Here is an 11108-nt window from a genome sequence, read left to right as displayed (position 1 = left end):
GGGGTGGGGCTTTGTGGGGTTTGAGTGGGGCTTTTTTGGCTTTGTGGGGTTTCATGCTTCTTCACCTTAACCTTTATCTGGTCGAATCCCTCGCCATATACGCCGATAACGCTACTCTGACTGACGAAGGCGCGCGGGTCGATCATCTTTATCAATCGGAAGATGAGCACCGATTCGCGCTTCTTGGCAAGCAGACATATCACCTTCATCTCCTTGCCTGTGTACCAGCCGTGGCCGTCGAGGATTGTGAGTGTATGGTCGGTCTTGCGTGTTATGGCTTCGGCTATCTTCTTGTATTCCTTCGAGAATATCATGAACTGCACCGACTGGCGCTGCACGTTCATCACATAGTCGAGCATAGTACATTCGATGACCATCGTACACAGACCGAATACCACCATCTGGCAACGCTGTGGAAACTCGCCGAAAGAGTCGATGACGAGACAGCTGCCTATGATTACAAGGTCTACCATGATGAGTACTTTGCCAAGCGAAACGTTGTAGTACTTGTTAACTACGGCTGCAATGATGTCGGTTCCGCCCGTACTGCCGTTGTTGAGGAACACTATTGCCAGCGCCGTTCCGGTGAGCATACATCCTATAATGAGCGACATGAAGTCGTTGCCCTCACCCATCAGCTTGTAGAAAGTGCCGTCGGGCTGTTCCACAATCTTCTGTGCGAGTTCGAGCAATACGGTAAGTGCAATGGTGGCATATATGGTCTTGGCAAGGAATTTCAGTCCAAGTTCCTTCAGCGCGGCTACGATAAGTATGGCATTGATGATGAAGAAAGTCCACTGAACGGGGAACTTTGTGGCATAGAAGATAATGGCTCCTATACCTGCAATACCTCCAGTTACAATTTCGTATGGCAAAAGAAAAACGGTAAATCCGAAGGTATAGAGCATCAGACCAAGTGTGATATTGAAATAATCCTTCGTTTCTTGCCAGATAATTTTACGGTCGATTGTCATTGGATTTTATAGTTAAAGCGTAATTTTCATTTGATTTTAAGCAAAAGAAGTCGTCAACTTAAGGGTGCGTCAAAACTCTAACAAAGTGGGCTGAAAGCCCAATGACCTCCATAGCCCAGGGCAACGCCCTGGGTGAAAAGGTTTATTGGATCTATCGCCCTGTAAGGGCAACTCTATTGCGCCACAGAAAGTTGCCCTTACAGGGCGCAATGTTTATTGATTGCTATTACCCAGGGCGTTGCCCTGGGCTATGGACTTCTGCCCCTTCGGGGCGCGCTGCTTAGAGTTTTGACGCACCCTTAAGTCGGCAACTTCCTTTGCTGTATATAAGTTATACGGAATGTCGCCGCGTATTACTTAATAACGACATTCACAATCTTCTTAGGCACAACAATCACCTTTACTACTGTCTTGCCGTCAAGATACTTCTGGCTCTGCTCGTCGGCAAGCACTGCCTGCTGTATTGCATCGTTTGTGGCATCGGCAGGAAACTTCTTCTGGAAGCGTGCCTTGCCGTTGAACGAGATGGTGAGCTGCACTTCGCTCTCTACAAGATACTTGGCTTCGAACTTAGGCCACTGTGCGTCGCATACGGTTGTCTCGTTGCCAAGCACGTGCCAGAGCTCTTCGGCAATGTGCGGAGCGAACGGTGCGATGAGCACAACGAGCTGTTCGAGCACCTGCTTGTTGCGGCACTTCTGCTGTGCAAACTCGCTTACGGCTATCATGAACGCCGATATTGAAGTGTTGTAAGAGAAGTTCTCGATGTCGTCGGTCACCTTCTTGATGAGCTTTTGCAGAGTCTTCATGCTGTCGGCTGATGCCTCGGCATCGGCTGAAGGAAGGAAGTTGTCGGTGCGGTTTTCGTAGTAGAGGTTCCAGAACTTCTTGAGGAAGCGGAAGCATCCGTCGATGCCGTTGGTGTCCCAAGGCTTGCTGGCTTCTACCGGACCCAAGAACATTTCGTACAGACGCAATGTGTCGGCACCGTATTTCTCTACTATCATGTCGGGATTGACAACGTTGAACATCGACTTCGACATCTTCTCTACTGCCCATCCGCAGATGTACTTGCCGTCTTCGAGTATGAACTCGGCATCGGCATACTCCGGACGCCATGTCTTGAAGGCTTCAATGTCGAGCACATCGGCTGAAACGATGTTCACGTCAACGTGTATCGGAGTCACGTCGTAATCCTTCTTCAGTCCGGCGCTCACGAAGACGGGAGCCTTAGAGTGGTCGTCGGAGTTGATGCGATATACGAAGTTGCTTCGTCCCTGAATCATTCCCTGGTTGACAAGCTTCTGGAACGGCTCTTCCTTGCAGCTCACGCCGAGGTCGAAGAGGAACTTGTTCCAGAAACGTGAGTAGATGAGGTGGCCCGTAGCATGCTCGCATCCGCCTACATAGAGGTCGACGTTCTGCCAGTAATTATCAGCCTCCTTGCTTACGAGGCAGTTGTCGTCGTGCGGATCCATATAACGCAGATAGTATGCAGACGATCCGGCGAAGCCCGGCATGGTGTTGAGTTCGAGCGGGAACACGGTCTTGTTGTCTACCAGAGCCTTTTCTACTACCTGCTTCTTCTCTACGTCCCATGCCCACATCTTGGCGCGTCCCAATGGCGGTTCGCCTGTCTCGGTAGGCTTGTATGTCTCTATTTCGGGCAGTTCGAGAGGCAGACACTCCTCGGGAACCATCTGCGGCATTCCGTCCTTATAGTATACGGGGAACGGTTCGCCCCAATAACGCTGGCGTGAGAAGATGGCGTCACGCAGACGATAGTTGACCTTTACGCGGCCCAATCCTTTCTCGGTGACAAACTTCTTGGTGGCAGCGATGGCCTCCTTGACGCTCAGTCCGTTGAGTGAGAAACCGTCGAGGGTCTGCTTGCCTGCAACGGGCGAGTTCTGAACGATGCCTTCCTTGGCGTCGAAACTCTCTTCGCTTACGTCGGCACCCTCAATGAGCGGGATGATAGGCAGGTTGAAGTGCTTGGCAAAGGCGTAGTCGCGTGAGTCGTGAGCCGGAACAGCCATGATGGCACCTGTGCCGTATCCTGCAAGAACGTACTCTGAAATCCAGATTGGAATGTTCTCGCCGGTGAACGGATTGACGGCGTACGAGCCAGAGAACACGCCCGTAACGGAGTGATTTGCCATACGGTCGAGCTCGGTACGCTTCTTCACGTAGGCGAGATATTCGTCCACCGCTGCCTTCTGCTCGGCTGTGGTGAGCTTCTCAACGAGTTCGCTCTCGGGAGCCAATACCATGAATGTAACGCCGAAGATGGTGTCGGCACGTGTGGTGAAGATGGTGAAGTCGAAGTCCTGACCTGCCACCTTAAACTGCATCTCGGTACCTTCCGAACGGCCTATCCAATTCTTCTGTGTCTCCTTGATTGAATCGCTCCACTGTATTGTTTCCAGTCCATCGAGCAGACGCTGTGAGTATGCGCTGGTACGCAGACACCACTGCTGCATCTTCTTCTGCACTACGGGATAGCCGCCACGCTCGCTCACACCGTTCACTACCTCGTCATTGGCAAGCACAGTGCCGAGTCCCGGACACCAGTTTACCATTGTCTCGCCCAGGTAAGCGATGCGGTAGTTCATCAATGTCTTCTGCCTCTCGACATCGTTCATAGCCTTCCACTCCTCGGCTGTAAACTCAAGGTGCTCGCTTTCGGCTACGTTCAGTCCCTCGGTGCCCTTCTCCTCGAAGCGTGCAATGAGCTTTTCGATAGGCTGGGCCTTCTGGCATGAGTTGCAGAAGAACGACTGGAACATCTTCTGGAATGCCCACTGGGTCCAGTGATAGTACTTAGGGTCGCATGTGCGGACCTCGCGGTCCCAGTCGAAAGAGAAACCGATGTTGTCCAACTGCTGACGATAGCGTGCTATGTTGGCAACGGTAGTCACCTCAGGGTGCTGTCCTGTCTGAATGGCATATTGCTCGGCAGGGAGTCCGTAGGCATCGTAGCCCATAGGGTTGAGCACGTTGTAGCCCTCAAGACGCTTGAAGCGTGCATAGATATCGGATGCTATATATCCGAGCGGGTGGCCTACGTGCAGACCGGCTCCCGACGGATAGGGGAACATGTTGAGTACATAGAACTTCTGCTTGTTAGGGTCCTCTGTGGTGTGATAGGTCTTGTCTGCCACCCACTGGGCTTGCCATTTCTTCTCGATTTCTCTGAAATTGTATTCCATTGTATCTTTTTTTAGCTATTTATTTTCAGTTTTATGCAAAGTTACGACTTTTAGCTTATAATAAATATAATTATGTGGAAAAAAGTGTAATCAAACAAAAAAGCCTTGCTCCGATTAAGAAGCAAGGCTTTTTCTGTTGTCCCAGGCGGATTCGAACCACCACAAACAGAACCAAAAACTGTTGTGCTACCATTACACCATAGGACAATGTGGCTGCAAAGGTAATAAAATTTCGCTTTGCAACCAAATTTTTCGGATTATTTCACTGTGATGAGATAATAATTCTTCTTGCCGCGCTGTACGAGTAGATACTTGCCATCGATGAGGTCTTCGGCTGTGACTACACGGTCGAAGGCTGCGAGCTTCTCCTTGTTGAGCGATACGCCACCACCCTGAACGAGCTTGCGCATCTCGCCCTTTGAGTTGAACACCTTAACGTCGTCGCGTGTGAAGAGGTCGACTGCGGGCTGTCCGAGCTGGTCGGCAGGCAATGTGAAGTGTGGCACTCCCTCGAAGATGGAGAGAAGTGTTGCCTCATCGAACTTCTGCAGTGTTTCCTTGGTTCCCTTACCGAAAAGGATGCTTGATGCTTCCTGTGCCATTTCGAGGTCTTCGCGTGAGTGTACCATTGTGGTAACTTCCTCAGCCAGGCGCTTCTGCAGAGTACGACGGCCCGGATCCTCGTTGTGTTCGGCTATGAGAGCGTCGATTGTCTCCTTGTCGAGGTCGGTGAATATCTTGATGTATTTCTCGGCTTCGACGTCGCTGACGTTGAGCCAGAACTGATAGAAGGCGTAAGGTGTGGTGCGATTGCGGTCGAGCCATACGTTGCCGCTTTCGGTCTTGCCGAACTTCTTGCCGTCGCTCTTGGTGATAAGCGGACATGTGAGGCAGTAGGCTTCGGCTTCGTTGCCGAGTGTACGGCGGATAAGCTCAGTTCCGGTGGTCATGTTGCCCCACTGGTCGTTGCCTCCGAGCTGCAGGCGTACGCCATACTTCTGATACTGATAGAGGAAGTCGTAACCCTGGAGCAGCTGATATGTGAATTCGGTGAATGAGAGTCCGTCGCGAGCCTCGCCGTTGAGACGCTTCTGTACGGAGTCTTTCGCCATCATATAGTTTACGGTGATGTGCTTGCCTACCTCGCGTGCGAAGTCGAGGAAGGTGAAGTCCTTCATCCAGTCGTAGTTGTTGACGAGCTCGGCCTTGTTAGGCTCGTTGCCGTCGAAGTCGAGGAACTTAGCCACCTGTTTCTTAATGGCCTCCTGATTGTGGTAGAGTGTCTTCGAGTCGAGCAGGTTACGCTCCTGGCTTTTGCCCGAAGGGTCGCCAATCATACCCGTTGCACCGCCTACAAGGAGGTATGGCTTGTGGCCACAACGCTGGAGGTGGCGCAGCATCATGATGCCGCAGAGGTGTCCGATGTGAAGTGAGTCGGCAGTAGGGTCGGTGCCAAGATACGCAGACACCATGTGGGTGTTGAGATATTCCTCAGTACCCGGCATAATCTGCGCGAGCATGCCGCGCCAGCGCAGTTCTTCAACGAAATTTTTTGCCATTTTATTGTTGTTATTATTGTTCTGAGCCTTACTGGGGCTTGTTGGGGCTTGTTGGGGTGCAGGGCCTTACTGAGCCTACTAAGCCTTACTGGGCCTTTGCTGAGCCTTTGATAGGGGCTTTTATTCAAAACTCAAAATTCAAAACTCAAGATTCCACTTACGGCACCGGGTCGTAGCCCGAGCCTCCGAACGGATTGCATCTTAGGATGCGCCATATGGAGAGTGCCATGCCCTTGAAGAATCCGTGCTTGAGCAATGCCTGGCGTGCGTATTCGGAGCATGTGGGCTGAAACCGGCATGAAGCCGGGGTGTAGGGAGTGATGAATTTCTGATAGAATCTGATGGGTTGTATCACAATCCAGGCGAGTATGCGTGAGATTCGGTTCATTGCGGGGTGTTTTTATTGTCATTTGCCGACAGCTTCTCAACGAGTCGGGTAAGCAGATTGGCCATGCGCTTCATCACTTCGGCTGTGGGCAGAAGCCGGTCGGATGTCCAGATGAAGCAGAGCGAAACTGTCTTGTCGGCTTTCTGTGTGAGATGGTTGACGAGTATGTGCTTGTTGAGCCGGTAGGCTTCGCGCACCTGACGCTTGACGTAGTTGCGCTTGACGGCGCGCTTGAAGTAGCGCTTGGGCACACTCACCATCATCTGCGCCATGGGCTGATGTCCGTCAGAAGGCTGTGAGTCTGTCTGTCGGCTGTCGGCCATGTACACCATACGCAGCGGTGAGGCTGTCATAGCCTTTGATCCGCCTCCGCGAAAGAGGCGGTCAATCTGCTTTTTGCTGTTAATGCGCTCCGACTGTGGGAGGCTGTATTTGGATGTTGTCATGTTAACATCTCAACTTACTTGTTGTTCTCCAGATAGTGCTGCAGCGCTCCTGTCATCGAAGGGAATTCCTTGGTGGGTGCTTCGAGGTCGAGTCGGTAGCCGGCATCGGTCACGGCCTTGGCTGTAGCGGGTCCGAATGTGGCGATGCGAACGTCGCCCTGAGTGAATTCAGGGAAGTTCTTGGTGAACGCCTTGATGCCTGAAGGGCTGAAGAATACGAGCATGTCGCAGTCGAACGACTTGGCTTCTTCTTCGGTGAAGTCGTTGCTTACGGTGCGGTACATCACGCATTCCTTATGGTGCAGTTTCTTGGCGTCGAGCAGGCGTTCGATGTCGTCGTTGTGTACAGAGCTGAGCGGCACGAGATACTTTTCGGTCTTGTGCTTCACCATGGTTGGTATGAGCGAGTCGATCTTGCCGGTTGTGCCGAAGAACACTTTGCGCTTGCGGTACTGCACGTACTTCTGTATGTAGAGTGCGATGGTTTCGGTGACGCAGAAGTATTTCATGTCCTCGGGGATTGTGATGCGCATCTCCTTGGCGAGGTTGAAATAGTTGTCGATGGCGTGGCGCGATGTGAAGACTACGGCTGTGAAGTCCAGCAGGCTGATCTTCTGCTGGCGGAATTCTTTGGGACTCAATCCCTCGACCTTGATGAACGGGCGGAACACGAGTTCTACGCCAAAGTCCTTGGCGATATCGAAGTAGGGTGATTTCTCGCTTGACGGTTCGGGCTGGGATATCAGAATCTTCTTAATCATTTCTCTTTGTATATGTAAGTATGTCGTGATTATTCGTAATTGTCATTGTGCCTTTGGGGCGAGGGGTGCGGGGCTTGTTGAGCAGGCGTTTTGTCAGTAATCCACCTTCAGGTTTGCCGTTGTTATCATGAGTGCTCCGATGAGCATCGCAAGGGGTATTATTTCAAGTGTGCAAAAGTACAAAAAAATTTGCAGAGAATGGCCTCCGTTTCTGAAAAAGATGAGATATGACTTGTAAAGCGACAGCAATTTGAATATGCCGAGCACTATGGCGGTGCTGAGGAGTGTCGTGTGTACGGGCATATCGAAGTAGGCCCGCAGCATCACTATAGGGAATATGCATACTCCCTCCATTGCGAGCAGGAAGAGGAACGACTTCATCCACAGGTCGTTGCGGCGCCGGTCGAAGAACACCCATCCTGTGACGCTGTATGCCACGGCTTTGAGCATGGCGTATGCGGTGATGATGGCTGCGAACACTCCGATGGCCTGGTATTGGTCGATGATGAATGTGTCAGTGATGTTGCGCTGTACGTAGAAGAAGAATATGAGTGCCATCAACAGGCTGCTCTGGAGCACGAGGAAGAGCTGGAAACGCAGTTCGCCTGATGTCTCGCTGATGGATGTCAGCTTCTCGTTGTGGGGCGGACGGAAGAAGTCTTTGGCCTGGCGCAGTATGAATCCTTTGGACTTGGCGTAGGCTATGAGGGCGAGCACGAAGCATCCGAGCAGCAGTAGTGTTATGACGTTGTCGCGCGCTATGCTGTAGGGTACGGGGTCGCCTGCCACTCCGAGTCGTCCGCCGAAGAGTTCGGGATGGAAGAAGGGCTTGCCGGTGAAGTACGACTCGCGGTAGTACTTGGGCATGTTCACGTCGCGCCACGACTTGCCCTTGCTGTGTCCGGGCAGATGCAGCGTGTCGGGCTGCTGGCTCCATGTTATCTCCGAGGGTTTGATATTGGCCTGAATGGCGGAGTCTTGCTGCTCGGGTGTGGCGTTCCGCGGCAGCCACGACAGCACTTGTGCGGGCGTGGGCTGAAAGTGCTGGCGCTGCTGGGGTGCGGCTACGGGCTGTCCGTCTTCGCCGAGCACTATTTCCTCTACGTGTATGGAGTCAGAAGCTGTGTGAATCATTTAATTGTGGGTTGGTTGGTATATGTTTGCCGGGCATGCCTTGTGGCACGCCCGGCTTGAAGTATTACAGTCCGAATTCCTTCTTGATGTCGTCGACGCGGTCGAGCTTCTCCCATGTGAAGAGTTCGAGCTTCATGACCTTGGTGTCGTGGTAGCGCGATGTGAATGTCTTCTCGACAATCTCGTTCTTGCGTCCCATGTGTCCGTAGGCTGCTGTCTCGCGATAGATGGGCTGGCGCAGCTTGAGTGTGCGCTCGATTGCTTTCGGACGGAGGTCGAAGAGCTTGCTTATCTTCTGCGCTATCTCGGCGTCGCTCATCTGTACGCGTGAGCGTCCGTAGGTGTTGACATAGATGTTGACGGGCTCTGCCACGCCGATGGCGTAGCTCACCTGCACGAGCATTTCGTCGGCTACGCCTGCCGCTACCATGTTCTTGGCTATGTGGCGTGCGGCGTATGCTGCCGAGCGGTCTACCTTAGAGGGGTCCTTGCCCGAGAACGCTCCGCCGCCGTGTGCGCCCTTGCCGCCGTATGTGTCGACGATGATCTTGCGTCCGGTGAGTCCGGTGTCGCCGTGAGGTCCGCCGATGACGAACTTGCCGGTGGGGTTGACGAAGTACTTGATGTCGTCGCCGAAGAGTGCGAGCACCTTCTCGCTGTGTATCTCGGCCTTGACGCGTGGCATGAGGATGTTGAGCACGTCGTCCTTGATTTTGGCGAGCATGCGTTCGTCGTCGTCGTCAAACTCGTCGTGCTGGGTGCTCACTACGATGGTGTCGATGCGCTGCGGTATGCCTTCTTCTGAGTATTCTACAGTGACCTGGCTCTTTGAGTCGGGGCGCAGATAGGTCATCTGCTTGCCCTCCTTGCGTATGTCGGCAAGTACGCGCATGATGAGCTGTGCCAGGTCGAGCGTCACGGGCATATAGTTCTCGGTCTCGTTGGTGGCATAGCCGAACATCATTCCCTGGTCGCCGGCTCCCTGCTCTTCCTCCTCGGCACGGCTTACACCGCGGTTGATGTCGTCGCTCTGCTCGTGTATGGCAGTGAGCACGCCGCAGGAGTTGCCGTCGAACTGGTATTCTGACTTGTTGTAGCCAATCTGGTTGATGGTCTTGCGTGCGATGGTCTGCAGATCGATGTAGGCTTCTGAGCGCACCTCGCCCATGATTACCACCTGGCCTGTTGTGACGAACGACTCGATGGCGCAGTGTGCGTTCGCGTCGTAGGCGAGGAACTGGTCAACAAGAGCGTCTGAAATCTGGTCGGCCACTTTGTCGGGATGGCCCTCTGAAACTGATTCTGATGAAAAAAGATAATTCATTTTTTCCAAATTTTAAAATTAAAAAATTAGTGGAAAAACACCAATTACCGCTATCCAACCTGTTCTGTCTGTGCGCACCGGCGCATAGTTGGAGTGTGCAGTTTTAGCATTTTTTAGTGTGGTTGCAAGCAGCCAAATTCTTCCACAGAGTTATACATTTATCAAATCGGGTGCAAAGGTACTGCTTTATTTTGAGATAAAGCAATATTTCCTGTTAAATAACTGAACTTCTTGACTACTTTCGATTGCGAAACTTCAGTCAAACAATAATCGGCATGCTTTCCAAAAGGACTCCTTTTGCCTCCCAAAAGGACTACATTTGCCTGCTAAAAGGACTCCTTTTGGAGTGCAAAAGGACTACATTTGGAATGCAAAAGGACTACATTTTCCGGATGAGCCCCAAAAAATGCCCTGCAAAGGCTAAAGCATAGATTGACAAATGCTTTTGCCTTTGCAGGGCAATGGACTATTCTGTCAGGTCGACATGATTCACCGTTACGTCCTCGTGCAGGAATATGCGGGCTGTCTCGCTGAAGCGTTCCTCACTCTCGGTGGTGAGATAGCGGCACGTTCCGCCTTGCGTGATGTTGCGCTCCATTTCGGGATGACGCTTCAGATAGTCGGCAAGCGAATTTGCCACGTATGTGCCTTGCGACATGATGCGTACGCCTTTGGGCACATTCTTCACTACCGAACTCATCAGCAACGGATAGTGTGTGCAGCCGAGTATGATGGTATCGATGAGCGGATCCTTGCGCATGAGCTGGTCGATGCGCTTCTTCACGAAGTAGTCGGCACCGGGCGAGTCGGCCTCGCCTGCCTCAACTATGGCTGCCCAAAGCGGACATGCCACGCCCGAGACGTGTATGTCGGGAAACAGCTTGCGTATCTCCATCGAGTACGACTGGCTCTTTATGGTGCCCTCGGTGGCGAGCACGCCGATGTGGCGCGACTCGGTCAGATTGCCTATCGTCTCTGCCGTTGGGCGGATTATGCCCAGTACGCGGCGCGAAGGGTCGAGCATGGGCAGGTCGCGCTGCTGTATGGTGCGCAGAGCCTTTGCCGATGCGGTGTTGCATCCGAGTATCACGAGATGGCAACCCATGGAGAACAGCTTGAGCACGGCCTGCCTTGTGAACTGGTAGACCACTTCAAACGAGCGCGAGCCATAGGGTGCGCGGGCGTTGTCGCCGAGATACATGTAGTCGTATTGCGGCAGTAGCTGGCGTATGCCGTGCAGCACGGTCAGTCCGCCGTAGCCCGAATCGAACACGCCGATGGGGCCTGGTTGTTGCGGAAAGGTCATCATA

Annotated in this window: 9 protein-coding genes and 1 tRNA gene; all 10 read right to left on the bottom strand. The window is 52.6% G+C overall.

Going from position 1 to position 11108, the window contains the following annotated elements; all coding sequences use genetic code 11:
* The coding region (locus I6E49_RS11495; protein ID WP_235402425.1) for a YitT family protein at positions 1-974 on the bottom strand (974 nt) is incomplete at its 3' end.
* A 353-nt stretch (positions 975-1327) separates the two neighbouring features.
* Positions 1328-4186 (bottom strand): leucine--tRNA ligase, encoded by a 2859-nt coding sequence (leuS, locus tag I6E49_RS11490; protein ID WP_235402424.1) that lies wholly within the window; start codon positions 4184-4186, stop codon positions 1328-1330.
* A gap of 136 nt (positions 4187-4322) precedes the next feature.
* Positions 4323-4393: transfer RNA gene (locus I6E49_RS11485), tRNA-Gln, on the bottom strand.
* Positions 4394-4443: 50 nt separating this feature from the next.
* Positions 4444-5745 (bottom strand): tyrosine--tRNA ligase, encoded by a 1302-nt coding sequence (gene tyrS / locus I6E49_RS11480; protein WP_235402423.1) that lies wholly within the window; start codon positions 5743-5745, stop codon positions 4444-4446.
* A 157-nt stretch (positions 5746-5902) separates the two neighbouring features.
* On the bottom strand, positions 5903-6133 hold the full coding sequence (gene yidD / locus I6E49_RS11475) for a membrane protein insertion efficiency factor YidD (RefSeq protein WP_235402422.1): 231 nt from the start codon (positions 6131-6133) through the stop codon (positions 5903-5905).
* Positions 6130-6579: a ribonuclease P protein component gene (locus I6E49_RS11470; RefSeq protein ID WP_235402421.1), complete on the bottom strand. Its 450-nt coding sequence runs from the start codon at positions 6577-6579 to the stop codon at positions 6130-6132. The genes yidD and I6E49_RS11470 overlap by 4 nt, the downstream gene beginning before the upstream one ends.
* A 14-nt stretch (positions 6580-6593) precedes the next feature.
* Complete coding sequence (locus I6E49_RS11465; RefSeq protein ID WP_235402420.1) at positions 6594-7340, bottom strand: uroporphyrinogen-III synthase; 747 nt, start codon at positions 7338-7340, stop codon at positions 6594-6596.
* Positions 7341-7433: 93 nt separating this feature from the next.
* Positions 7434-8474, bottom strand: a complete 1041-nt coding sequence (locus I6E49_RS11460; protein WP_235402419.1) for a DUF4271 domain-containing protein — start codon at positions 8472-8474, stop codon at positions 7434-7436.
* 64 nt (positions 8475-8538) lie between these two features.
* Complete coding sequence (gene metK, locus I6E49_RS11455) at positions 8539-9798, bottom strand: methionine adenosyltransferase (RefSeq protein WP_235402418.1); 1260 nt, start codon at positions 9796-9798, stop codon at positions 8539-8541.
* A gap of 466 nt (positions 9799-10264) precedes the next feature.
* Entirely contained in the window at positions 10265-11107 is an 843-nt protein-coding gene (murI, locus tag I6E49_RS11450; RefSeq protein WP_235402417.1) for a glutamate racemase, read from the bottom strand.
* Between the last annotated feature and the right edge of the window lies 1 nt (position 11108).

The sequence above is a fragment of the Leyella stercorea genome, from assembly GCF_021531655.1.
The sequence above is the reverse complement of the archived record's forward strand: the minus strand, read 5'-3'. Positions and strand labels throughout refer to the sequence as shown.

Coding starts and splice junctions, on each gene's coding strand:
- I6E49_RS11460 (WP_235402419.1), bottom strand. CDS start 8,474: ATGATTCACACAGCTTCTGACTCCATACACGTAGAGGAAATAGTGCTC.
- I6E49_RS11470 (WP_235402421.1), bottom strand. CDS start 6,579: ATGACAACATCCAAATACAGCCTCCCACAGTCGGAGCGCATTAACAGC.
- metK (WP_235402418.1), bottom strand. CDS start 9,798: ATGAATTATCTTTTTTCATCAGAATCAGTTTCAGAGGGCCATCCCGAC.
- leuS (WP_235402424.1), bottom strand. CDS start 4,186: ATGGAATACAATTTCAGAGAAATCGAGAAGAAATGGCAAGCCCAGTGG.
- tyrS (WP_235402423.1), bottom strand. CDS start 5,745: ATGGCAAAAAATTTCGTTGAAGAACTGCGCTGGCGCGGCATGCTCGCG.
- I6E49_RS11465 (WP_235402420.1), bottom strand. CDS start 7,340: ATGATTAAGAAGATTCTGATATCCCAGCCCGAACCGTCAAGCGAGAAA.
- murI (WP_235402417.1), bottom strand. CDS start 11,107: ATGATGACCTTTCCGCAACAACCAGGCCCCATCGGCGTGTTCGATTCG.
- yidD (WP_235402422.1), bottom strand. CDS start 6,133: ATGAACCGAATCTCACGCATACTCGCCTGGATTGTGATACAACCCATC.